The sequence below is a fragment of the Paenibacillus polymyxa M1 genome, from assembly GCF_000237325.1.
In the GTDB taxonomy this organism is placed as follows: Bacteria; Bacillota; Bacilli; order Paenibacillales; family Paenibacillaceae; genus Paenibacillus; species Paenibacillus polymyxa_C.
Genome location: NC_017542.1, coordinates 4,073,338 through 4,098,446, shown reverse-complemented (window position 1 = coordinate 4,098,446; position 25,109 = coordinate 4,073,338). Strand labels below are relative to the sequence as shown.

General features: G+C 44.9%; 23 protein-coding genes. 19 read left to right on the top strand and 4 right to left on the bottom strand.

Annotated features, from left to right (window positions below; translation table 11 throughout):
• The first annotated feature begins 38 nt into the window (after positions 1-38).
• The 6 genes from PPM_RS18370 (at position 39) to PPM_RS18345 (ending at position 3,877) form a co-directional block, all read left to right on the top strand.
• Positions 39-416: a hypothetical protein gene (locus PPM_RS18370; protein ID WP_013372284.1), complete on the top strand. Its 378-nt coding sequence runs from the start codon at positions 39-41 to the stop codon at positions 414-416.
• Positions 417-420: 4 nt separating this feature from the next.
• A complete protein-coding gene (locus PPM_RS18365; RefSeq protein WP_013372283.1) occupies positions 421-876 on the top strand; it encodes a DinB family protein in 456 nt (151 codons plus the stop codon).
• Between the two features lie 22 nt (positions 877-898).
• On the top strand, positions 899-1,522 hold the full coding sequence (locus PPM_RS18360) for a class I SAM-dependent methyltransferase (protein ID WP_013372282.1): 624 nt from the start codon (positions 899-901) through the stop codon (positions 1,520-1,522).
• A gap of 137 nt (positions 1,523-1,659) precedes the next feature.
• A complete protein-coding gene (locus tag PPM_RS18355; RefSeq protein ID WP_043886018.1) occupies positions 1,660-2,028 on the top strand; it encodes a hypothetical protein in 369 nt (122 codons plus the stop codon).
• A gap of 176 nt (positions 2,029-2,204) precedes the next feature.
• Positions 2,205-2,804 carry a YdeI/OmpD-associated family protein gene (locus tag PPM_RS18350; RefSeq protein WP_013372280.1) on the top strand — a complete coding sequence of 200 codons (600 nt, stop codon included), beginning with the start codon at positions 2,205-2,207 and terminating at the stop codon, positions 2,802-2,804.
• 68 nt (positions 2,805-2,872) lie between these two features.
• Positions 2,873-3,877, top strand: a complete 1,005-nt coding sequence (locus PPM_RS18345) for a phosphotransferase enzyme family protein (RefSeq protein ID WP_013372279.1) — start codon at positions 2,873-2,875, stop codon at positions 3,875-3,877.
• A 143-nt stretch (positions 3,878-4,020) separates the two neighbouring features.
• On the opposite strand, the gene PPM_RS18340 is transcribed toward PPM_RS18345, so the two are convergent.
• A complete protein-coding gene (locus PPM_RS18340) occupies positions 4,021-4,884 on the bottom strand; it encodes a sulfurtransferase (RefSeq protein ID WP_013372278.1) in 864 nt (287 codons plus the stop codon).
• Positions 4,885-4,958: 74 nt separating this feature from the next.
• Entirely contained in the window at positions 4,959-5,903 is a 945-nt protein-coding gene (locus tag PPM_RS18335) for a DMT family transporter (protein WP_013372277.1), read from the bottom strand.
• 233 nt (positions 5,904-6,136) lie between these two features.
• Between PPM_RS18335 and PPM_RS18330 the strand changes: the two genes are divergently transcribed.
• From PPM_RS18330 to PPM_RS18300, 7 genes are all read left to right on the top strand, one after another.
• Positions 6,137-7,042, top strand: a complete 906-nt coding sequence (locus tag PPM_RS18330; RefSeq protein WP_013372275.1) for a hypothetical protein — start codon at positions 6,137-6,139, stop codon at positions 7,040-7,042.
• Positions 7,043-7,254: 212 nt separating this feature from the next.
• Positions 7,255-7,968: a 2,3,4,5-tetrahydropyridine-2,6-dicarboxylate N-acetyltransferase gene (dapD, locus tag PPM_RS18325; protein ID WP_013372273.1), complete on the top strand. Its 714-nt coding sequence runs from the start codon at positions 7,255-7,257 to the stop codon at positions 7,966-7,968.
• A 182-nt stretch (positions 7,969-8,150) separates the two neighbouring features.
• Positions 8,151-9,287: an N-acetyldiaminopimelate deacetylase gene (locus PPM_RS18320; RefSeq protein ID WP_013372272.1), complete on the top strand. Its 1,137-nt coding sequence runs from the start codon at positions 8,151-8,153 to the stop codon at positions 9,285-9,287.
• 76 nt (positions 9,288-9,363) lie between these two features.
• Positions 9,364-10,473 carry an ABC transporter ATP-binding protein gene (locus PPM_RS18315; protein WP_013372271.1) on the top strand — a complete coding sequence of 370 codons (1,110 nt, stop codon included), beginning with the start codon at positions 9,364-9,366 and terminating at the stop codon, positions 10,471-10,473.
• The gene (locus tag PPM_RS18310; RefSeq protein ID WP_013372270.1) at positions 10,463-11,275 is read left to right on the top strand and encodes an ABC transporter permease; all 813 of its coding nucleotides are present in this window, start codon (positions 10,463-10,465) and stop codon (positions 11,273-11,275) included. Before PPM_RS18315 ends, PPM_RS18310 begins: the two co-directional genes overlap by 11 nt.
• Complete coding sequence (locus tag PPM_RS18305) at positions 11,265-12,086, top strand: ABC transporter permease (RefSeq protein ID WP_013372269.1); 822 nt, start codon at positions 11,265-11,267, stop codon at positions 12,084-12,086. The genes PPM_RS18310 and PPM_RS18305 overlap by 11 nt, the downstream gene beginning before the upstream one ends.
• On the top strand, positions 12,083-13,156 hold the full coding sequence (locus tag PPM_RS18300; RefSeq protein WP_013372268.1) for an ABC transporter substrate-binding protein: 1,074 nt from the start codon (positions 12,083-12,085) through the stop codon (positions 13,154-13,156). Before PPM_RS18305 ends, PPM_RS18300 begins: the two co-directional genes overlap by 4 nt.
• A 510-nt stretch (positions 13,157-13,666) precedes the next feature.
• Here the strand turns inward: PPM_RS18300 and PPM_RS18295 are convergent.
• Positions 13,667-14,830 carry an aminotransferase A gene (locus PPM_RS18295; protein ID WP_013372267.1) on the bottom strand — a complete coding sequence of 388 codons (1,164 nt, stop codon included), beginning with the start codon at positions 14,828-14,830 and terminating at the stop codon, positions 13,667-13,669.
• 450 nt (positions 14,831-15,280) lie between these two features.
• On the opposite strand from PPM_RS18295, the gene PPM_RS18290 reads away from it, so the two are divergent.
• The 4 genes from PPM_RS18290 to PPM_RS18275 all read left to right on the top strand — a co-directional run bounded on the left by PPM_RS18290 (position 15,281) and on the right by PPM_RS18275 (position 18,694).
• The gene (locus PPM_RS18290; protein WP_013372266.1) at positions 15,281-15,682 is read left to right on the top strand and encodes a VOC family protein; all 402 of its coding nucleotides are present in this window, start codon (positions 15,281-15,283) and stop codon (positions 15,680-15,682) included.
• 109 nt (positions 15,683-15,791) lie between these two features.
• Entirely contained in the window at positions 15,792-16,322 is a 531-nt protein-coding gene (locus tag PPM_RS18285; RefSeq protein ID WP_013372265.1) for a GNAT family N-acetyltransferase, read from the top strand.
• A gap of 198 nt (positions 16,323-16,520) precedes the next feature.
• Positions 16,521-17,930, top strand: a complete 1,410-nt coding sequence (gene aspA, locus PPM_RS18280) for an aspartate ammonia-lyase (RefSeq protein ID WP_013372264.1) — start codon at positions 16,521-16,523, stop codon at positions 17,928-17,930.
• 167 nt (positions 17,931-18,097) lie between these two features.
• Positions 18,098-18,694: a restriction endonuclease gene (locus tag PPM_RS18275; protein WP_013372263.1), complete on the top strand. Its 597-nt coding sequence runs from the start codon at positions 18,098-18,100 to the stop codon at positions 18,692-18,694.
• A gap of 89 nt (positions 18,695-18,783) precedes the next feature.
• On the opposite strand, the gene PPM_RS18270 is transcribed toward PPM_RS18275, so the two are convergent.
• Positions 18,784-21,960 (bottom strand): bifunctional cytochrome P450/NADPH--P450 reductase, encoded by a 3,177-nt coding sequence (locus PPM_RS18270; RefSeq protein ID WP_013372262.1) that lies wholly within the window; start codon positions 21,958-21,960, stop codon positions 18,784-18,786.
• Between the two features lie 271 nt (positions 21,961-22,231).
• On the opposite strand from PPM_RS18270, the gene PPM_RS18265 reads away from it, so the two are divergent.
• Both PPM_RS18265 and PPM_RS18260 read left to right on the top strand, forming a co-directional pair.
• Positions 22,232-23,236 carry a BMP family lipoprotein gene (locus tag PPM_RS18265; protein ID WP_016324583.1) on the top strand — a complete coding sequence of 335 codons (1,005 nt, stop codon included), beginning with the start codon at positions 22,232-22,234 and terminating at the stop codon, positions 23,234-23,236.
• A gap of 27 nt (positions 23,237-23,263) precedes the next feature.
• Positions 23,264-24,928, top strand: a complete 1,665-nt coding sequence (locus PPM_RS18260; protein WP_016324582.1) for a methyl-accepting chemotaxis protein — start codon at positions 23,264-23,266, stop codon at positions 24,926-24,928.
• The last annotated feature ends 181 nt before the right edge of the window (positions 24,929-25,109 follow it).

The window sequence follows — 25,109 nt, the reverse complement described above, 5'->3', positions numbered from 1 at the left end:
ATCCATTGTAGTACCAATACAATCAAAGGAGAGTCAACATGCACTCTGAAGAGGATTCCACGTATAGCCTGTCTATAGAATGTAAAGACATTATCCTTCGGGAATATCTTTTAGAAGATTTAGATAAAATACATGAACTCACATGGCGACCGGGGATTTATGAATTTTTACCAGGCAGGAATGTTGAAAAAGAAGTTAGACTCGACTGGTTGAAAAATTATGAGATACCTGAAAATAATCAATTTTTGAGACGTGTCGAGGAGGGAGTGAGGGTTGAGGATCTTAGATTGAAGCTAGGAATTGTGCTTAAAGAAACGGGAAAATTCATAAAAAAATTTTTAGCAAACCCCACTTTTGGGGTTCATGAATACAAATACATTATTCTAACTAACTCAAATCTGAAAAGAGGGGTCTGAAACCATGAATGAGAAGTCGCAGTTACTAGAGGAGTTCAAGGAATGGATACGTTTTGTTTCTGAGATTCGTGAAATGGATTGGCAAATAAAGATTGCCGAAGATAAATGGTCAGTTCACGATATCGTAAGTCATATATTGCTGTGGGATAAATATTTTTTTGAAGCAGCCATACATCCGATATTAAACAATACGCCTGTGACATTAACACATATTGATTTTAATCAATTTAATCAGGGTGCTGTTGAATATGGGAAAACAAAAACGAAGGAAGAATTAATTGAAATGACTATTCAGTACCGTAACATGATATTGCAGAGTATAGAGAGTTTGGAAGATGATAAGTTTACTAAAGAATATGCTGACGGGAAGTTTACTGTAATATCTTATCTAAGAGATTTTATCTGGCATGATCAACATCATATAAGACAGATTGATGAGCTTAAAAGAAGAGCTATGTGAGTATATAGGCAGGTGAAATAATATGAGAGATTATTGGAACAAAAGGTTTGCTGAAGAAGGAATGATTTGGGGTTGTGAACCAAGTCAAACTGTAACCCAAGCTATAGATTTGTTCAAAAAGAATAATGCACATCATATTTTGGTTCCTGGTGCTGGGTATGGGAGAAATACCAAGATGTTCTCTTCTTATTTTGAGGTTGATGGAATTGAGATATCTAGTTCAGCTATAAATCTAGCAAAAGAATGGGATTTAAAAACGAATTTTATTCAAGAATCGGTGTTAGAGTTTCGTACAAGCAAAAGGTATGACGGCATATATTGTTATGATTTATTACATTTATTTTTGTTAGAAGACCGAAAAAAACTGATACAGAATTGTGTGATGCATTTGAAGGAACAGGGAGTGATGTATTTTACGTGTTTTTCTGATAGCGATTTTAATAATGGTGTGGGTAGGAACGTTGAGGAAGGAACATATGAATACAAGAAAGGGAAATATGCTCACTTCTTTACTGAAGAAAATTTAATAGAACATTTTAATAATTTGAATATATTAGAAATGGGTTCCATAAGAGAATGTCTGACATATACAGAAAAACAACAAGAATATGAATTAAGATATGTAGTTGTTCAAAATATTGGATAGCTATTGCGGGGAAGCAATTCAACAGATACATCAACCGCTTAACTGCCGCAAGTAACAGACGGACTATTAGTCCTAAAGCGCTGGGACATCATGAATACAGATTGTTATATGTAATTGGAAGCGAAGGGAATAAAAAAATGAGAATGCAAGACAAACCGATAGTAAGTGTTATAGGCTTGGGATTATTTAGTCTGTCACTAGTGGTGCACATTTGTTTTAAATCAATAAGAACAATGGATGATGTAGGGATGGGTATATTATTGTCTCTAGTAAATGCCATATTTCTAGTCTTTCCATTGCTATGGGGAGTATTGGGTGCGGTAGAATTCTCAAGAATAATGAGTTGGAGTGAGAAAATAAAAGAAAGAGAAGTGAACGAAGAAGTAGATTTAGATAAATACAAGAAAAAAATTAAAATATATCTATGCATAAACGTAGTTTATTTATTGCTAGTTATATGTCAATTGGGTTATGTAATTTATAGATGGGATGAGGTGAACGTATAATAAATATAGCAATGTGACGGCTATTCTTCGAATAACTGAATCCGTATGACAAAAAATATCGCTATGGGTTGCCCCTTTGTATCGTGATTTCTTCTATATTTCGTATCGAAAATCGGTTTTCTGTAAATATATATACATAAACAGGATGAGCAAAAACAAATAAGGGGAGAGCTAACATGACAAGCAGAGAGGAAATAAATCCTAAAGTTGATGCATATTTAGATAAAGTGAAAAAATGGAAGGCAGAAATGGAGAAGTTGAGAGCGATCATGCTTGACTGCCAGCTCACTGAAGAATTGAAGTGGGGTAAACCATGTTACATGTTTCAGAATAGTAACATAGCTATAATACAAGGATTTAAAGAACACTGTGCGCTTATGTTTTTCAAAGGTGCTTTGTTAAAAGACCCCAATGGTATTCTAATCAAACCTGGGGAGGATACGCAGGCGGGGCGCCAGATACGGTTCACTAATGTTGAAGGAATTGTTGAGATGGAAGCCATCTTAAAGGACTATATTAATGAAGCCATTGAAGTGGAAAAAACCGGTTTGAAAGTGGATTTTAAAAAGAATACAGAACTCATATTTCCTGAGGAATTTCAGGCTAAATTAGATGAAGATCCTGCCTTGAAAACTGCTTTTGCTGCATTGACGCCGGGACGACAAAGAGCATACGTTATGCATTTTTCTGCGCCCAAGCAATCTAAAACTCGTGAATCAAGGATTGAAAAATGTATGCAGGACATTCTCAATGGAAAGGGATTAAACGATCGATAGAGTCAGTTGATACCGGATCATATGCAGCTGGGTACATCGAATGAATAATGTTGAAGGGAGATATTCATTTGGAAATTTTTCCGTTGGAGATATCTGTACTATCTGCAGATGCACTCCGTGAGTACATTTCAAGAGAATATTTTTCTTATGCCTTACTTAAATGCCGGTTATTTTATAGAGGTATACATGACATATACAGAGTTAATGCAGACGAAAAAGAGTATTTCTTTAAGGTATACCGTAAAGGAATAAGAAGCATGGAAGAAATACAAACAGAGGTAGATTTGCTCAATCACCTAAAATTATCAGACATTGAAATTACTACACCAGTTACAAGACATGATGGAAAATTTATTTCACAGTTTAACACTGCAAATGGGATAAGGTATGGAGTACTATATACGTCTGTTGGAAAACATGAGTTTAACCAAATTGAGGAAACAGCTGAATTAAACGAGAGACTAGGTAGTTATATTGCTACAATTCATAATGCTTGGGACAAATGTGAGCTTGGAAAAAAACGATGGAATCTAGATGCTGACTCATTTATAGATAATTCTATGGATGCTATAAGGCAGTTCTCAACCATTCATGATTTTGACCTGCATTTTTTAGAGGAAGTTGCAAAGAATGTGAGCGATAAACTAGAGTGTTTGACTGTTGAAAGACCGCAATATGGTATATGTCACGGCGACATATATAGTGGGAATATCCGAGTTGACGCTAACAGTAATCCTATCCTTTTTGATTTTGATTTCTGTGGAAATGGATGGAGAGCATATGACATATCTTTGTATGCTTTCCCATTTGGCATGGGATGTGACGAAACAAAACTACAAAAGAGAGAGGAACGAAAATATCAATTCTTAAATGGATATAACAAGGTTAGAGCAATGAGTCAAAGTGAAGTAGATTCTATTGCCCTCTTTATTCCCTTCAGAAGAATTTTTAATATTGGTACTCTATACATTTCTTATCTTCCAAATACTTGGGGAGACTCTGCTGTCATCAAAAATGTCGATGAAGATATTAAACTGCTTCAAAAGTGGTTGGAATTAAACCCTATATTTTAATTAGTACGATAAGTTAATGGTAACCATATTCGGAAATCAACCCAGAGACCTATTGCAAAATTAAGTAAACACACTGCCGTAAGCGCCTATTCGCTTAAGGCAGTGTGTTTGTCTTTAGAACCTGTATATCTGTTAAAAATGGATCATTCCTGTCCAGTCGCCACCGGATTTTCCTCATAGCTGATCCAATCGCTCCAGCTCCCCGGATAGAGTCTCACATTACTAAATCCTGCCTCATTCAAGGCCAGGACATTTGGACAGGCAGATACGCCTGATCCGCAATATACGATGATCTCAGCGTTCTGATCAAGGTCTGAGAAATGCTGTTTTAACTGCTCTTCGTTTTTAAATGCCCCCTTTTCATCCAAGACCTCTTTCCAGAAGAAATTCACTGCACCGGGGATATGCCCCGCTGCTTGATCTATGGGCTCTTCCAGCCCCAGGTAGCGCGGACGCTCTCTGGAGTCGATCAATATAGGTGAAAAACCGATATAGGAGCCAACAGGAACAGAAGTTTCGGATATACGTTGTACTTCTTTCATACTTGTGAGCATTTGTGGCTGAACATTTGGCACAAAGGTCGAGGGAATGCGAATCGGCTGGTCTGCCGTAACGGGGAACTTCGCTTCCTTCCAAGCGTTGTAGCCTTCTTCCAGTACGTACACCTGTTCATGCCCAAGATAGCGCAGGAGCCACCAGAAGCGGGAGGCCATCATGCCCCCTTGGTCATCATAAGCAACGATGCGTGAAGCTGCATTGATTCCGGCACGGCTCAGACGTGCAGCAAGTGTATCCACGTCAGGTAATGGATGGCGACCACCATGCTCGCCTAGAGGAGCGGTAAGGTCTTCCTCCAAATCGAAGTGAACCGCCCCTGGGATATGGTCTTCATTAAATTCGTTTCGTCCAGCTCCGGCTTGTCCAAGCAGGGAACGGCAGTCGGCAATGATTATGTCAGGTTCGTACAATCGGGCCAGCAACCAGCGTTTGGATACGATGGATTTCATAGAGGATTCCGCCTTCCTTTTTTTAGAAGTAAATTTAATCCATTGAGTATGGTTTATGAAAATGGGGTAATAAGCTAAGAGCTAGCCTTCAGGGAGCGCTCATTGTCGGGTATTTCACTTTCATGGACAACTTGCTTTTTAAAATCTGTTCCGTATCGGATAAAAACCCATACCCCGAACAGGATAAAAAAGCCTGCACCAAATTGTAAGGTAGACAGCCTTTCCCCGAGCAGCACCCAAGCCAGCAGGGAGGAAATAACGGGCTCACCGAGTACCGCCATCGACACCGCGGTGGCGTTAATGTATTTGAGTAGCCAGTTAAACAGATAGTGTCCGAACAGTGTAGGCACAATGGCAAGCAGCAGGAACAGTCCCCATTCGCGTGGGGCATATCCAGTAAAAGGTATGGCATTGACCACATTATACAGCGCAAGCGATGTGGCTGCGATGATAAAAACCCAAAAATTATAGACAAAAGCGCTCAAATGCTCGCGTAGATGCTTGCCCATCAGCATATGGATGGACACGGCTACCATACCCAAGAAGGACAGCGCATCTCCGAGCAGAGCTTGTCCTGAGACATGAAAATCCCCTGCGCCAATGGCCAGTGAGCCGACAAAGGCCATGCCCATTCCAAAGAGCATAGCGCGATTTGTGCCTGTCCGGAAAAACAAAAAAGAACCGAGCATGACAAGGATCGGTTCCAATGTCATAATAACAGTAGAGCTTGCAACGGTGGTCAGTCGCAGCGAGCCCATCCACAGCAAGAAATGCAGCCCTAGCGCGATACCGGACCAGAGGATCATCATCCACTGCTTGCGAGTGAGGCTGAATAGCTCGGTGCGGTATTTCCAGACCAATGGCAGCATCAGAAGATTGGTCAGGTACAAACGGTACATAGCGATGACGGACACCTCGGCTTCAGACCATCTGACGAAGATCGAGGAGAACGAAATAGCGATAATACCTATGATGTATAATAATTCAAAGGAAAACGACGGTTTGTGTGCTTGATTCATGTGGCAGCTCCATCCGTATGGAAGAAAATAAATACGTTAATATTCCTTCTAACGGTATCTCGAAAATGAGGTTTAATATAGCCCATTATACCGTACCTGGCATCCCCATGGTATTAGGATTTTGCAAAATCCTGAGAATATAATAAACGGGAGCGAGAGGAAAGGATTTTAAGTGAGATGCTGTATAGAACTTCTGCTGCACAAGCTCGTCTATCATCGTGGAGGTGGATTTTATGAAAAAACATAACACATTTTCAATCATACTACTGACTGTCGTGGCAGTGCTGGCTCTATCAGCCTGTGGTACGAAACCGCAAACCAATAACAATGCACCTCAAGGGGCAGATCAACCGCAAACGCAACAGCCGCAAGCCACTCCGGAGCCGGTCGCTGAGCCGCAGGTTAAAAAAGGCACAGGTGTATACAACGGAGCTGCTGATCCGCATACGGTAGAGATTGAAACCAATGGCGAAGCCCAATCCTTCCAACTGGGGGAAGGACTGGATACAGTAATTGCTGGACTTAAGGAAGGTGATCCAGTAGCGTTTGAATATACCGAAAAAGCAGTAGAGGACGACGCGACAGCGAAGCAACTGACTTTAACGAAAATACAAAAGACAGAGGCTTCAACAGATAGCAGTCAAAACGGAAGCTCTGGTCAACAAGTAGGCGGGAATCGCGCGAAAACTCAAACTTTTGAGCTTAACCTTGAAGGGAAAAAGGAAAAGCAGACAGCAACTTTGGCAAAGGGAGAGGGCTATTCGCTGTATGTGTTTGATCCGATGTCCCTGTTTCCCGATCAAAACCGTGTCGCTTTAGCGGTAGATGATAACTACTACGCCGAAATTACGAAGCTGCCCTCCAACTTTAATTTAGATGAACTTCAAAAAGATGGCGAGAAGGACCTGGCTTCCATTGGCAAGGTGCAAAAGCTGGACAAAGCAGCCGTGCCTCAAGCGCTGACCAGCAGCCGTCTGTTCTTGCAAGCGAACGGTTCGAAGATCACCCAACAATATATTGTTGTGGAAAATACTACGGGCGCTTTCAGCGTGAAAGTGAACATTCCACATGGTGAACCTGCTGAAGGATTCGAATCCTTCATTTATACATCGCTGGAGAGCCTGCAAGCTAATAAATAATCCTGTTTAAAATTAAGGTGGTCGCTGGCTTATAATCATGAATTTAAGGCAGTCAAACTGCTGAAATTTGTTGTTTTACGTACTGGATTAGCGATTCGAAGGTCTAATCTGTAATTGCGAGACCTGCACTTTTGTGCTATAAAGGATGAGAGAATAAGATCATTCCGGCTTGCGAAGTCGTATGAAGCGATGAAGGAGTTGTTAGATTTAATATGTCCATCGAAATGAATACACAAGAAGTCATCAACGTGATTAAAAACAGCAAGAAAAAGACGCCTGTTAAAGTATATGTAAAAGGGGCTTTGGCTTCCGCATCTTTTGGCGAGAATGTTCAAGCTTTTATTTCTGGAGACAGCGGTGTGGTATTTGGTGATTGGGCCGATATCAAGCCTGTACTGGATAGCGCAAACGCGAAAGAAGAAGATTATGTGGTGGAAAATGACCGCCGTAACTCTGCTGTTCCAATGCTGGATCTGAAAGGCATCAATGCACGCATTGAGCCAGGCGCCTATATCCGCGATATGGTGGGCATTGGTAACAACGCAGTCATTATGATGGGCGCAGTGATTAACATTGGCGTTACGATTGGTGAAGGCACCATGATTGATATGAATGCTGTGCTGGGCGGTCGTGTTAAAGTCGGCAACATGTGCCACATCGGTGCAGGCGTCGTCCTTGCAGGTGTCATTGAGCCACCATCCGCACAGCCTGTCATTGTAGAAGACGAAGTATTGATCGGTGCGAACTCGGTTGTACTGGAAGGCGTACGCATCGGTAAAGGTGCAGTTGTTGCAGCCGGAGCGGTTGTAACTGAAGATGTGCCTCCATACTCCGTAGTAGCTGGTACACCTGCACGTGTAATCAAACAGGTCGATGACAAGACCAAATCCAAAACTGAGATTTTGAAAGAACTGCGCGTTCTGTAAGAAGGCAACGTTTTTTAGGTACCAAAGGTGAACGATTCCTTGTCAGGAGCATGATGCACTGACAGCATAACTTAGGGACGAAGCACAACGGACAAGGCTCGGCGGCTGCGCCGGGCTTTTGTCCTTTTATTCTTTTGCCCGATAAGAGCTGATGAGCTATAAAGAGGAGGCGTGGCAGCATAATGAGCACAGCTGATGATCGTTCTTTTGTTCAAATACGAAGGGATCTGCATCAAATTCCCGAACCAGGGTTTGAGGAATATAAAACACAACGATACTTGCTGAACTACTTGGAAACGCTCCCTCAGGAGCGGCTGGACATTCGTACATGGCGTACGGGCGTGTTAGTACTTATTCATGGAACGGCTCCTGAGCGCCGCTATGGATATCGTTGTGATATGGATGGTTTACCGATTGAGGAAGAGACGGGTTACGATTTCCGTTCGACTCATCCCGGCTACATGCATGCTTGTGGTCACGACTTACATATGACGATTGGATTGGGAATTGTAACACACTTTGCGAGTCATCCGATTAAGGATGATCTGGTCGTGTTGTTTCAACCAGCTGAGGAAGGACCTGGTGGAGCCTTGCCTATGCGGGACAGCACGGAGCTGGCCGACTGGATGCCGGATGAAATTGTCGCATTGCATGTTGCACCAGAATATCCTGTAGGCACCATAGCCACTCGCTCGGGCATCCTATTTGCCAATACATCGGAGCTTTTCATCGACCTCAAGGGTACGGGGGGGCATGCGGCGTATCCACACAAGGCGAATGATATGGTAGTGGCTGCTTGTCAGCTGGTGGGACAATTACAGACGGTGGTAGCCCGTAATGTGAATCCACTGGATGCAGCGGTCATTACGGTTGGTAAGGTTAGCGGAGGCACGAAGCAGAATATTATCGCGGAAACCGCCCGTTTGGAAGGTACGATCCGAACGTTGTCTGCCGATACGATGACGCTGGTTAAATCGCGGATTGAGGCGCTGGTGCGCGGTGTGGAAGCTGGATTTGAATGCCAAGCGAAGATTCATTATGGCTCCAATTATTTGCAAGTATACAATGAAGCCAAGGTGACTGAGGAATTCATGAAATGGGTTAGTAATCGGCAGGATGTGCAGCTTGTTGAATGCGGAGAAGCGATGACCGGAGAGGACTTCGGGTATTTTCTGGAACGAATTCCTGGCTTGATGTTCTGGCTTGGCGTGGATACGCCTTATGGCTTGCACCATGCCAAGCTGGAGCCTGCAGAGGAAGCCATCGAGGTAGCTATCCGTGTGTTGACAGACTATTTTACATGGAAGTCACAAGGGTGAATGATACGGTCTGAATAATTATGTTTAATGAAGAGAATGTGGTGGAATGAAGTCGAATTTTTTGAAGGAGGGTGTTATGGGAGAGCAAACCATCATCCGATTCGAACGGGTGACCAAACAATATGACAACGATCCCCCAGTGCTGGCGGATGTCAGCTTTGAGATTGAGCGTGGCAAATTTTATACACTGCTGGGTCCTTCCGGCTGTGGTAAAACGACGATTCTGCGTATGATTGCAGGTTTTGCAGAGCCGACAGAGGGCTCTATTTATTTGAATGGAAAACTCATTAATCGTGTTCCAGCCAACGAGCGGCAGGTCAATACGGTTTTTCAGGATTATGCGCTATTTCCACATCTGAATGTGTTTGAAAATGTCGCTTTTGGTCTGCGGATTAAAAAGATGAACAAAAAGGACATTCAGGAGAAGGTGACACAGGCGTTGTCCTTTGTCAATCTGGAAGGCTACGGCGAACGGGAAATTTCTGAAATGTCCGGGGGACAGCGTCAGCGTGTAGCTATTGCACGGGCTATCGTCAATGAGCCTGATGTTCTCTTGCTGGATGAACCATTGTCGGCACTGGATTTAAAGCTGCGGACAGAAATGCAGTATATTTTGCGTGAAATGCAGCAGCGACTTGGAATCACTTTTATATTTGTTACGCATGATCAGGAGGAAGCACTGGCCATGTCAGACGAAATTTTTGTCATGAACAAGGGCAAGATCGAGCAGAGTGGGACGCCAAATGATATCTATGATGAGCCGATTAATCGGTTTGTTGCTGATTTTATCGGCGAATCGAATATTGTTCCTGGACGTATGATCGCGGATTACCAAGTGGAATTCAACGGCCGACAGTTTGAATGTGTCGACGGAGGATTGCGTCCGAACGAACCTATTGAAATTGTAATTCGGCCAGAGGACTTGGAGATTACCAGTGTTGCTGAAGGCAAGCTGCGTGTTCAGGTGGATACCCAATTGTTCCGTGGAGTTCACTATGAAATAAGCTGCTATGATGACTCAGGACAGGAATGGCTGGTGCATTCTACCAAAAAGGCGGAGCTGGGCAGTGAAATCGGTCTGCGATTCGACCCGGAAGCCATTCATGTCATGCGGTTCGGGGAAACAGAGGAAGAATTCGATCGGCGTCTGGAAGCCTATGAAGAGGTGGATCAGCATGTCCGGTAATACAAGAGCAGCGTATCTGCTGCCTTACTATTTATGGATTGTGCTGTTCGTGGCAGCTCCAGTTGTACTTGTATTTTACTATTCACTGTTTGATGTGGATGGTCATCTCACATTCAGCAACTACGCTCAGTTTCTGACACCTGTTTATTTAAGCATGACGCTTAGCTCGTTTTGGTATGCATTTCTGATCACTGTATTTTCACTGCTCGTGGCGTATCCGGCGGCATATTTGCTTACTCGCACCAAGCATAAGCAACTGTGGCTGTTGCTCATTATTTTGCCGACCTGGATTAACCTGTTGCTCAAAACGTATGCTTTTATCGGGATTTTCGGGACTTATGGTCCGGTAAATGCGGTATTAGGCATGGTTGGGTTGGGCGGTCAGCAAATATTGTTTACCAGCTCCAGTTTTGTGTTTGTATCTGTTTATATTTTTGTGCCTTTTATGATTTTGCCCATCTATAATGCGTTGGAAGGTTTGAATCCTTCACTGCTGGACGCAGCCCGTGATTTGGGCGCATCCAAATGGACCGCGTTTCGCAGGGTTATTTTCCCGTTAACACTTTCGGGTGTGCGGTCTGGTTGTATGGCTGTGTTTATTCCAGCGTTGTCGCTGTTTATGATTACCCGTCTGATTGCAGGTAACCGTGTAATTACGCTGGGGACGGCGATAGAGCAGCATTTTCTAGTTACTCAGGACTGGGGTATGGGCTCAACAGTGGCTGTGTTCCTGATTTTGGCGATGGCGATCATTATGTTGCTCACCTCGCGAACGAAACGGAGGGTGCGGCATGGTAAATAAAAACCGATTCGGGAATATATATTTGGTGATTGTTTTTCTCGTGTTGTATGCGCCTATCTTGTATTTGATGTACTATTCCTTCAACAGCGGCGGGACCATGCACGAGTTTGAAGGCTTTACACTTCAATATTACAAAGAGGTGTTTGCAGACACCCGCTTGATCATTATTGTTATTAACACCTTAGTAATCGCTTTGCTGTCGTCTGCGTTGGCTACGATTATTGGTATCATGGGTGCGCTGGCTATTCATCAGATGCAGAACCGTCGAGTCAAAAATACGTTGTTGTCGCTCAACAATGTACTGATCGTGAACCCGGACGTCATTATTGGCGCTTCCTTCCTCATTTTGTTCACGATGGTTGGCATTAAGCTGGGTTTTTACTCTGTTTTGTTATCCCATATTGCGTTTAGTGTGCCGATTGCGGTCATTATGATTTTGCCGCGGCTTCAGGAAATGAGCCCATCCCTGGTGGACGCTGCGCGTGATTTGGGTGCCAGCCGGCTGGATGTGCTAACCAAGGTGATTTTGCCCTTTATCAAGCCAGGGATTTATGCAGGCTTTTTTATGGCGTTAACGTACTCGCTGGATGATTTTGCGGTGACCTTTTTTGTGACAGGCAGTGGCTATTCGACCTTATCGGTGGAAATATACTCACGGGCCCGTCAAGGGGTTTCCTTGTCCATCAATGCACTGTCCACGCTCATATTCCTGTTTACTGTGCTGCTGGTGGTGGGCTATTACTTTATTATGCGCAAGGCGAATCGTAATGGTAAAAAAGAGCCTGCGGCGGAAATGGGGGTGCCTAGATGAAGTCGCTTGTGCGCGTGTTTCTGTCCATTTTCATCATCTCGTTTGGTCTGATGGGCGTGGCAGCCTGGTTGAACTCTAGTCAAGGCTACTCCGGTGGTAACACACTGACGGTGTACAACTGGGGAGACTACATTGATCCTGAGCTGCTGGAACGGTTTCAGAAGGAGACGGGGATTACCGTCATTTATCAGACATTTGATTCCAATGAGGCGATGCTGACGAAAATCGAGCAGGGAGGAACTTCGTTTGATGTAGCGGTTCCCTCGGAATACGCTTTGGCTAAAATGAAGCAAGAACATCTACTGCTCCCATTGGACCATAGCAAGCTGCCGAATTTGAAGCATGTAGATTCTCATTATCTAAACCTTTCGTTTGATCCAAATAATCAATATTCGGTTCCGTATTTTTGGGGTACAGTCGGGATTGTGTTTAACCCGGAGCTGACCAAAGGCATTGATTTTCATAGCTGGGATGGCCTGTGGGACCCGAAGTTGCGTAATAACCTGTTGCTGGTTGATGGAGCTAGGGAGATTATGGGCATGTCGCTGAACAGTCTCCACTATTCCCTGAATGATACAAACAAGGCGCATTTGCAGCAAGCTTTGACGAAGCTGGAAAAGCTAGCACCTAATGTCAAGGCTGTGGTTGGCGACGAGATTAAAATGCTGCTAGCCAACGAGGAAGCTGCTGCTGGAGTTGTATGGTCCGGTGATGCGTCCGAAATCATGGATCAGAACGATAAGCTGGATTACGTCGTGCCAGATGAAGGGTCCAACCTGTGGTTTGATAATATAGTTATTCCAAAAACGGCTACCCATGTGGATGCGGCTCATAAATTTATCAATTTTATGATGCAGCCCGATGTAGCCGCTCAAAATGCTGAATTTGTGGGTTATTCCACACCAAACAAGGATGCAAAGAAATTGCTGCCTGAAGATATTTCTGGCGATGAGCGGTTCTATCCTCCATCTGAAATTACAGATAAGCTTGAAGTATACGATAACCTAGGCAAGCGAATGCTCGCTCATTATAACGAATTGTTCCTGCAATTCAAAATGCATTTAAAGTAGGAGAGTGGCGTGTGGATTACGAGGTGGTGCTTTAAAGGCCGCTGCGGAGGCGGATGGTGCTTACCATCGCTGTTAAATTCCGATTTTTATGATTACGCATAAAGGTGAAAATCGGAATTTAAAGGCGACCGCTTCGCTTGTCCAGCACCATTCCGCCCCCTTCGCTGCGCCGTGCTTAAAGCAACGTACCCCTGAATCCCACGCCGACGGTGAGGGAGTAGTGAAAGCAAACAGGCCCTTGAACCACCCGTGTAGGTGATTCAAGGGCCTGTTTTGTTTACTCACCGCGTGAGGCGGGTGAGTAATGTTTTTAACCCTACCACTCCACACACGTTAGATAATTGTGGGACTTTAAGGCGGGCAGTGAGCGAAGCGGGCCAATTGAATCTGGAGAAGCGGCAGCGTTCGCCTTTGCTGTGGGATTCTTACCTATAAGTGTTTTATCCATTCAAGAATCCCCCAGCAACAGCGATCGGAAGATCAAATGGACTGCGTAGCGCCTCTCCCACCTTAACTCCTAACAATTCCCCTAACAAACCTCTCTATTTTATCCAACCCTTGCTCCAGTACATCCTGTCCGTAAGCGTAAGATAAGCGAATATAACCTTCGCCATAGGAAGAAAAAGCATCTCCCGGCACGACGGCTACTCCTTGCTCTTCCAGCAGCTTCAAGGTGAAGTCCATTGAGCTTAATCCAAAATGGGCGATGGAAGGGAAAAGATAGAAGGCTCCCTCAGGCTTCTCCAGCGGAATCCCCATATCTGTCAGCCTTTTGTGTACATAGTCGCGACGTTTGCGGTACTCCTCACGCATCGGAAGTGCATCGTCTACCCCGACGGTCAGGGCTTCCAGTGCTGCATATTGGCTAATTGAGCTAGCGCAGGTCACGTTGTACTGATGCACTTTGACCATATGCTGTGTAATCTCAGCGGGTGCAAGTGTAAAACCAATGCGCCATCCTGTCATGGAATGTGATTTGGAGAGACCGTTAATGACGATGGTACGCTCCCGCATACTTGGAAGAGTTGCAATAGATACGTGCGGTGTATCGTAAATCAGTTCACTGTATATTTCATCCGTGATGATAAACAAATCGCGTTCCTTAAGCAAATCTGCGACTGCTTCCAGTTCTTTGCGGCTCATCACTCGTCCGGTTGGATTCGAAGGATAACCGAGAATAACTGCCTTTGTCCGCTCGGTCAGATACGGTTCCAGTACCTCTGCCGTTAGCTTGAAGCCGCTGTTACGGGTGTCAGCCAACACAGGAATGCCGCCTGACAAACGGATTAATGGCTCATATCCTGGATAGATGGGTACAGGTAGAATAACCTCGTCTCCAGGTGACAAAATCGTGCGGAGGGTAATATCCAGGGCTTCACTGGCTCCGTTCGTCACGATAACCTCATCCAGTCCACGGTAATTCAGACCGTATTTACGGGCTACAAACGCTGCTGCAGCTTCTCGTAATTCCGGCAGTCCCGGATTAGGTGTATAAGTGGTCCGACCTTCATCAATTGCCCGATGGGCAGCTTCCATAATATGCGCAGGGGTAGGGAAATCCGGCTGCCCAATCGTTAATGACAGAGTTCCGGGTAATGCGGCAACTTTATTGGCGATTTTGCGGATGCCGCTGATTTGAATATTTTTGACCTGATCGTTAAGCAAATGCTCCATAGCGTGTGTGCCACCTTTTTCTGTATTAGAACAAGTTTACAATAATATGATCTGATTATGCTACGGCAAGAAGAATTCATTTTACATAATTAAGGTACTAAATTGGCTAATTTGTGGTATCTTAAATATAGGATATGTTTGTAAGCGTAATCATAGAAAAATTGGGGAGGGGGACAGCTTCTATATCTAAGAGTGGATGATCAAGTGATTCAGGATGGAAAAACATCTGAAGCCATTTTGATGTACTAGCCTAGTCATGGTGTAAAGCTAGGAGATAAGGTAAGCATTGGTAGTTCGGTGAAAAACACTCGGAAAGAGCGTAGCAAGCAAGCCAATTGACTTATCGACCATAGAACTATGTAAATGTCAGATTGATTGACTTTGTGAGATAGTTAAGTTATCTTTTGTGGAGAAGTCGTATGATAAAGTAGAAGGAAGAGGTGAAGCGTCGTGGGAGTAACAGCTAAACAAATCTTTGTGAATTTACCAGTTAAAAACCTGCAACACTCCATTGATTTTTTCATTACCATCGGATTTGAATTCAACGCTCAGTTCACGGATGAACATGCAACCTGCATGGTTGTTAGTGAGCATATTTTTGTCATGCTATTGGTTGAAGAACGTTTTAAAGCGTTCACTACAAAGGAAATTTCAGATGCCACGAAAAGCACAGAAGCGATTGTTGCTCTTTCGGTGGAGAGCCGAGAAAAGGTAGACGAGATCGTCCGCAAAGCTTTGGAAGCAGGCGGCAAACCCTCAAATGAGCCTCAAGATCATGGTTTTATGTATGGATGGAGCTTTCAGGATTTGGATGGTCATCTGTGGGAGTTCTTTTATATGGCAGAGCAGTAATAGAAGTAAGGGTGATTAAGTAAACGAAGTATGATGGTAAGTAATCTGTCCTAAAAAGATAGTTTACTTTCTTTCTTGCATGTTATCGAACTCATCAGGAGGAATTACAATGTCTAACGAAGTGAGAATATACCCTGTTCAAGTGCTCAGCGAAACATTGTCAGATTCACTAAGCAGGCTGTTGATTGACGTGGTTGCTGATGGTGCATCTATAGGTTTCTTACCACCCCTAGGGTATCAGGAGGCAGCAGCTTATTGGAACAGTGTGCTTGAGGACGGTGTAGTACTGTGGATTGCCGAGAAGGACGGAGTACCTGTTGGGACGGTTCAGCTTCAGTTAGCCCAAAAAGCAAACGCTACACATCGTGCGGAAATTGCAAAGCTTATGGTGCATCCGTCTGGACGCAGGCTTGGGATCGCACGACAGTTAATGAAGGCAGCCGAAGAAGAGGCAGTGCGTCAGAATAGAACTCTACTGGTACTGGATACGCGAGTGGGAGATCCTTCTAATAGATTATACGAGTCGATCGGGTTTGTGGAAGCTGGTGTTATTCCGAACTACGCTCAATCAGCCGATGGTCAGCTGCACGCCACTCGATATTATTATAAGCCTTTAAATCTGTATTCCAGTTATAGCTGAGCATTTGCCGAATAACCGTGGTATTTACGGGTAATCATAACTTGTCATAGGATTACATAACCTTTTTCCGCGTTTATTCGACTGGTAAAGCACGAGAATTGGAACGTATAATGAAGAGGAGATCCGAAAAGGTCTTTTTTGTCATTTGACTGTACTGAATTGAAGAACGTAGCAAACACAGCGGAGGAATCAAAGAATATGAGGCTGGAGCATGATTTTTTAGGAACCAAGGAAGTGCCGTCAGATGCTTATTACGGTGTACAAACTCTAAGAGCAAAAGAAAATTTTCCAATTACAGGCCAACGATTGCATCCTGAGTTGATTAAAGCCATGGCGATTGTAAAAAAGGGAGCAGCGACGGTAAACATGGAACTAACCCGTCTACATCGCTCCAAAGCAGAGGCCATTATTCAGGCTGCTGACGAGATTATTCAAGGACAGTTGCATGATCATTTTATCGTCGATCCGATTCAGGGCGGCGCAGGCACGTCCATTAATATGAATACAAATGAAGTGATTGCGAACCGTGCGCTGGAGCTGATCGGCAAGCAGCGAGGAGACTATCAGGAGATCAGTCCTAATAATCACGTTAATATGGCGCAATCGACAAACGATGCTTTTCCTACGGCCGTACATTTGGCTGTATTAAGTATGATTGATAAGCTGTTAGTCACCATGAGTGAGCTTCAGGAAGCATTTTCCCGCAAGGCCAATGAGTTTGATAGTGTGATCAAAATGGGTAGAACCCACTTGCAGGATGCAGTACCGATCCGATTAGGGCAGGAGTTTCAGGCTTATGCGCGTGTACTGGGCCGTGATATCGGACGTGTCCGTGCGACCAAGGAGCACCTGCTAACGATTAATATGGGTGCAACAGCGGTGGGTACTGGCTTGAACGCAGACCGCCGCTATATTCAGCGTGTCGCTGAGGTACTGGCTGAGGTCAGTGGCTTTCCTGTGGAAGCAGATGAACATCTCGTAGATGCCACGCAAAATACGGATGCCTATACCGAAGTGTCTGCTGCCTTGAAGATTTGTATGATGAATATGTCCAAGGTGGCTAATGACATCCGCTTGATGGCTTCTGGACCTCGTGCTGGTTTGGGAGAACTGAGTCTGCCTGCTCGTCAGCCAGGATCATCCATTATGCCGGGCAAGGTAAATCCAGTCATGTGTGAGGTCATTAACCAAATTGCTTTTCAGGTCATTGGTAATGATCATACAATCTGCTTGGCTTCGGAGGCGGGCCAACTGGAGCTGAACGTGATGGAGCCTGTACTTGTCTATAATTTGCTGCAATCGCTGGAAATTATGAAGCAGGGCTTCCACGTTTTCCGTGTTCATTGTGTGGAAGGAATTGAAGCAAATGTGGAGCGGTGCCGTGAATATGTAGAGAACAGCGTAGGTATTATTACAGCGCTCAATCCGCACCTCGGATATGAGGTAGTATCACGCATTGCCCGCGAAGCAATTACGACTGGCAAATCGGTACGTGAATTGTGTCTGCTGTATAATGTACTGACTGAGGAAGAATTGGACATTATATTGGACCCGTACCAGATGACTCAGCCTGGTATTGCCGGAGAATCTTTGCTGAATCGTGAATAATATTGCGGAGTTTAGAATGTAGGCAACTTTGAGATAAAATGAAGGCAGCCCCGTCGAATTCGGCGGGGTTGCTTTTGTGTAAAACTGTGTCAGTGTGATAGGTGGTAACGGTAAGCCTACTAAGGAATATACCGCTCGCATACCTGCTGTAGAAAAGGGGAAGAGGAATGCTGCTGGAGCAATTATCGGCATATAAGGAATTAGGAATAGGACTTATTGTATTACTATTACTGCTTGTGCTCACCATCAGGGGGATGGTACGTGATCGTCGGAATCGGATTTTACGTGATCTGGACCCGCGTAAAATTGGAATTCAGGATATAGATCGTATGGAGGACGGCTCGGAATTTGAGCTTTATTTGCAGCGGCTATTATCCGCACTTGGCTATAAGGACATTTATAAAACAACCAGCAGCCGCGATTTTGGAGCGGATTTGGTATTTACAGACCGTGAAGGCGCCAGAGTCGTAATTCAGGCCAAGCGTTATGCTGTACAACATCCAGTCGGCTTGGGGGCTGTACAGGAAATTTACACTTCTATGCGTTATTATGCGGCCGATAAGTCTGTTGTCATCACCTCCGGACGTTACACGGAATCCTGTAAAACACTTGCTGCTGTCAACGGGGTTAAATTATTGGACCGCAATGATTTGGTGGATATGATTGACCTGTTTAAAGCCAAACGTCGTGAGGAGGTCATGGAACGTATAGAAAGTAGGGCAGAGGTGGTTGCCTCCAAATGGTGGAGCAAGAGCAAATCATAAAAGGGACTGAACTACTAGCCAACGAGATCGATGCCTGGTAGTCAGTCCCTTTTATTTTTAACATGATGGATCTTTAAATACCGTTATCATCAGATACCTGTCCAGACATCCTTGGCATAGCGTTTTTCCTGTTGGAGATGATCCAACCATTGCTGCGCTTCTTCTTTACTTGTATGGTGTATATCCGCGTAAGCCGCACAGAGCGTGTTTTCAACGTCGGGGGCCATCCGGCTACCATCACCGCATACATACAGATGCGCTCCTTCATCAAGCAAGTGAATCAGAGTGTCTGCCCCTTCATTCATAACGTGCTGTACATACCTTTTAGGTTGACCAGGCAGACGTGAAAAGGCTGTATGAACCGTAACGATTCCTTCCTGCTCCCAGGTTTGCAGCTCTTGCTTGTATAGATAATCGAGCTTTGGATCACGGCAGCCATAGTATAAATGAGCCTCGCCGAGCTGTTCTCCTCTCTCCTTAAGCACATGGCGTGTTTGGAGAAATCCGCGGAATGGGGCAACGCCAGTACCCGGACCGACCATGATGACAGGAACGGTCGGGTCTTCCGGCAAACGGAAGCCAGACTGAGGCTTTCGCACAAAAATGACAACCGGATCATCTGGTTGGAGCTGTGCCAAATAATTGGAGGCAATACCGAGGTATTCGCCCTGTCCGCTACGGGCTGGTCCACGCACAACGCTCACAGTTATACTCGCTGAATTCTCCGATTCAAGCGGAGAACTGGAGATGGAGTAGTATCTAGGCTTGAGTGGTGGTAACAGTGAGATGAAATTTTCAAATGGCAGCTCACAGGCTGGATACTTCTCCAGAATATCTAGCATCGTGACACGCTTCTTTCGTATCTCTTGATCAAAGGTGGTATCCTCTAGCAAAGCTTCGATTTCTTTCTTGTGCGGAGGACACACTGTAAAGGATGCCAGTTGCCGTAGCTGGGCTCTGGTTGCCGGTTCTTGCAGTTCCACACTGAGAGTGAGCAAATCTCCTACGCTGACAGGCCGATCTAAGGGGAGATGCGCCGCATCCCGGTCACTGCCTCTCAATACGATGTAGTTTTGATCCTGCAACTTAAAGCGTTGCATTACCCTATTCACCAGCAAAGCAGGATTACGCGGCAAAACACCCAGATGATCACCCTCGCGATAGGACAATCCGGTTGGTAATTGGATCTCCAGATGCCGAGTACTGCGTTCACTTTCAGCAGCGTGCAGTTCACGATTCACAGTAACAACGGCAGTAGCTGCCTCATAGTTGGCCGCCAGAGGAGCGCTAAGTACGTCGCTTACAAACTCTATGCTCAGACTGCTGGTGTCCTGTGGTTCTGTATCACTGTGCTCTATCCCGAAAGCATTCAGCAATTCCGGCCATAAGCCGTGGTTCCAGACTTCCCAATCCTTCTCGAAGTCACCACTAGCGTCGCCCTCGCCGCGATCATACAGTCGTTTTGCCCCTTTGGCAGTCATCAGTTCATCGATCATCCTTGGAATGCGCTGATACGTGCTGGCCCAATTCCGGTCACCGCAACCAAAGACAGCGTACCTTATGCCTGCCAATTGTCCCTCATCTACCTCCTTCAACCATTCTACGAAGGCATCAGCATTATCCGGCGGATGCCCGTTATAAGTTGCGGTCGTAATAAGTACCACGCCTTCTTTAGGCAAATGGTCCACATGATCATTCAGAGTTGCTATGCTGCTCTTGAAACCCCAATTCCGACCTAAATCGGCTAGTTCACCTGCAAGTCCCTCAGCTGTACCCAGATTCGAGCCGTATAAAGACAACAAAGAAGTATCATGCTTTTCGGCATGGGGGGCTGCAACTTTTTGTTCCTCCTTTTCATGAAGTTCTTGAGCGGCACCTGGCAACATGATGGTAGTCTGTGTGCTGCGCGGACGTACTTGAATGGTGAAGCCTCCCGGCTTGAGTGTGAGCGTTTCTTTGACTTTCAACTCATAATGAGTATGATCAATCAGCTCAAAATGTTTCAGTACCATCCCCAGCACAAGGGTGGCCTCCTGTAAGGCGAACTGTTGTCCAATACAGGCCCGTTGACCGTTGCCAAAGGGTTTGTAGGCATCTTGCGGAATGGCGGAAGGGTCCTCGAAGCGTTCCGGTCGAAATTCCTCAACATCTTCGCCCCAAGCCTCGGTATCACGGTGCAGTTTCGGGATGAGTACATTGACGCTGTCGCCTTTTTTAAGCGGATAGGTTCCGTCGAGCAGTGTATCTTCTTTGGCAAAGAGAGAGAAGGCGGGCGCTGTCGGCCATAGTCGCAGAGCTTCATTCAGTATCATCCTTATGTACTTGAGCTCACGCACCTGAGTATAGGAAGGCAGCGAATCGGTGAGCACGCGATCTACTTCTTCATAGGCTTTAGTTAGCGTTCGTGGATTTTTAAGCAAATAGTAAATGGCAAAGGATAAAAGCCCACTGGTCGTTTCATGACCGGCGATGAGAAAGGTGATGATCTGATAACGGATATTTTCATCATCCAGCGTTTCACCTGTTTCCGGGTCCTTGCCTTCCAGCATACGTGCCAGTAAATCCTCTTCACCTTGGTTGCCCACGGTTTTGCGTTCTTGAATAATGCTGTCCACTAGAGAGAACATCGTTTCGATGTCGTGTTTAAACTGTTTTTTCTTCGATAACATCAGCTTGTTTTGCAAATTGAGGCGTTGCAACTGACCCATTGCTTCATCCAGTGCGCGTGTCATACTGGTCACGAACGGATGGGGCTGGTCGCGGTAAAAGCTGTTAAAACGATAATTAAAGCCGCATAATCCGATGGTATCCAAAGTCAGCCGGGTCATATCTTCCGGTACCTCTACACTTTCATCTGGATTGAGCCGAGACCATTTCTGTACCAGCTGAACAGCAAGATCAAGCATCATATTGTGGTAACCCTTCATAGCCCGCTGACTGAAGCTTGGTAGCAATATTTGGTGGGCCTTGCGCCAGTTCGGTTCCTCAGTCCAGCTTGTGAATAGTCCGTCTCCGGCAAAAGCTCGTACTTTTTGTAAGGGAGCCCACACCTGTTTGTCGAAACGGGATTCATCACAAGCATCTGCGACCAGCTTATGACCGGAAATATAAATGTTCGTTCCTTCAGGCAGATCCATGCGAAAGATGGGACCGTGCTCATTAGCAAGCTTAACCAGAGACTGGACAGGGGCATGTGTATCGATCAAGGGCAGATTTCCTAAGGGACCATATGTTTTAGGCTGCGGAATTGAATTTGTTGAAGTCATTCTAAATGTAGCTCCTTTCAGTTTCAAAATACCTAGGTTTTTCAATGGAAATTACACTTTAATCTTTCGAGATAAACGGAGATAAATGAATTTAGACAGTTCGTATAATAAAAACAATGAAAAATATACATTTTTTACATAATAAACAAAGACATCACACTTATCACACTTCTATTAACAATGAATTTACAGAAATTCTTATGAAAAAATATGCTTTTATAACCGATATAAAGATGTTGGGGATTTGCATTTTATGTTGAGGTGATATGTCATGAAGAAACGAGCTCTATTATTAACTTTTAGGTGGATTCCCATTGTCACGATCTTTGCATTATTGCTAAGTGCATGTGGGCAATCAGACGTACAAACCAAGGCCGAACCCATTAAGGTGGGAATCGTACTGTCAGATATTGGTCTGGGTGACCAATCTTACAGCGACGCGGCTTTTCGAGGTTTAGTCAAGGCACGGGATGAGGGGAAGATTGTTTTTGAATACCGGGAAATAACTGAGACCAAGACGTATGATGCTGCTTTTAATCAGCTTGTTCAAGAAAAAGCAGATTTAATCATTGGGTTGGGTTATATGGTGAAGGACAGTTTGGAGGCCGTTGCCAAAAAGAATCCAGACCGTAAATTTTTAATCGTGGATGAAACATCGGAATTGCCGAATGTGGCCTCCATTACGTTCAAAGCAGAAGAGGGCAGTTTTATGGCCGGAGTTGTTGCCGGTTTGACGAGTCGTACGGAACAGGTGGGTTTTCTTGGAGGTGCGGAATCTCCTCTGCTGAAAAAGTTTGAAATTGGGTATCGTGCAGGGGTGCAATCAGTCAAACCTAATGCGAAAGTTACGGCAACGTATGCAGGAGATTTTGGCAAGCCGGAGCTGGGTACGAAAATTGCAGATGACATGATCAACCAGAATCAGATTGATGTCATTTTTGCAGCAGCAGGGCTAACCGGTGTAGGTGCATTACAGGAAGCGCAGAAGCAGCATAAATTCGCCATCGGGGTCGATAGCGACCAGTTTTTTATTGCGGAAAAAGCGGTAGTGACCTCAATGATTAAAAATGTAGACACTGCAATTTATACAGTAGTCAAAGGCTTTGCAGATCATCAAAGAAAATTTACGGAGAAGGATATGGTGTTTGGACTTGCGGAAGAAGGTATAGGTTTGGCGCCTATTCGTGTCGTGACACTGAATCCGGATCAGCAAAAGGTGATGGATGATTTAATGGAAAAAATCAAATCCGGCACACTTACTGTACCCACCCAATAAATTTTCGCAAACGGAGGATGAATACTGATGAAACTGCAAGGTAAACTGGTGCTTAACGCGATGATTTCCCTGATCGCTTGCCTGGCTTTAGTAGCTTATATCATTTTTGAATTGTTACGTATTAACGCTCAAAGCAGTAATCTTGTTCCAGCTATGTTGAATGTACAGCAGCTTAATGCCTATTTGATTCAGTCGGGGCAGGCGCTGCAAAATTATTCTACTTCCATGACGGAGAGCAACAAAGCCGATGTGCAAAATCAGCTAACTCAGTCTGAAAAAACGATTACTTTGCTTTCACAGGGCATGATGCAGACCGAAGCACAGCAAAAGCGACTGGATACGATTAAAACAAAATTTAACCAATTGAAAGCAGCAACGGAAAAAGCGATGAGTGCTCAGAACAGCCCAGAATCCAAACGAGAGGCCATGCGTGCCCAGGGGATTCAGAACGATGTATTTATGCTGGATCTACTGACCAAGGCGCGTTACGACCAATACACAGAAGAGTTGACCAAGAGTATTCGTTTTACTTGGCAATTAGCCTTGACAGGCGCAGTTCTACTTCTAGTGGCGGTTGGGCTATATAATACATATACCTCCAGGCAGCTTGCCCTTAGAACCCGCAAGTTAACGGATGCAGCGAAGCAAATTGCCGAGGGGAATTTAACCGTTCAACTTCCTCAAACAAAGGGCCGAGATGAACTGGACGAGCTCAATGAATCTTTCCGTGTTATGATTGGGAACTTGCGCAGCATTGTACTCTCCATTGATCAGGCGGGGAATCGTGTCGATCTGATGGCTCGGGATATTGATCAGCACAATGAGGCCATGAAGGAAATTGTGACACAAGTCAGCACATCAACAGAGGAACTTGCGATAGGTAGTCAGAAAATTGCTGAGGACCTGTCATCGACGGTTGGCGTGGTGGATGATATGCAGCAGAAGTTTGAATCAAATCTGCTGGAGACCACGCAATCCACCGCGTATAGTGAGGATGCTTTGCGTGTCATTGAGCAGGGTGCGCGTGTCATGAGTGATCAAATGCGAATCGTTGCGGAGAATCGTTCAGCAATGTCCGAAGTGGAGCAAACAGTCAGAGAGCTGGAGTCTAATGCAGCCGAGATCACAACTATGACCGGTTATGTATCTGAAATTGCCAGCCAGACGTCGCTCTTATCCTTGAATGCGTCGATTGAGGCTGCACGTGCGGGTGAAGCGGGAAAAGGCTTTGCTGTTGTTGCCAATGAAGTGAAAAAGCTGGCGAGTCAATCTGAATCTGCTGTAAAGAAAATTTATACCGCTGTTGAGGGGATCACGCAGGCTATGGATAAGGTGAAGGCTTCTGTGGAGCAAAGTCAGGAGCTGTTCCGCGAGCAGGAGAAGGCAACCTCCTCCACCGGAGAATCGTTTAGAGAGATTAGTGGCAAAGTGCAGCAAATTGCCGGCCAAGTCAGCAAGTTATCCATAGACATGAATGTATCGCGAGAACTGAGTGTACAGGTGCAGCAAGCTATTGAGAATATTAGCGCAATCACTCAGCAGTCCGCCGCAGGCAGTGAAGAGATTACGGCTTCCACGGTGGAGCAGAAGCGTTCCTTCGAGGAATCGGCTGAGAAGGTAAAGGAGCTTCGCCAGATTCGCGAGGAGATGCAGCGGGAACTGAATCGTTTTCAGGTGGAAAAGACGAGCTGACACTGTAATACGAATACCTATGCTGCTGACCAATGAAGGCAGGCAGCACGTAAGAAGAAGTTCTACCTTGTACAGGGAGACTTCTTCTTTTTATTTTTAATGATGAGACTTCTGTTAAGTTTGATTTGTAAAGGCAGGAAATTCCACTTCATGCGTCAAATAGATGTAGAGGTAATATGTC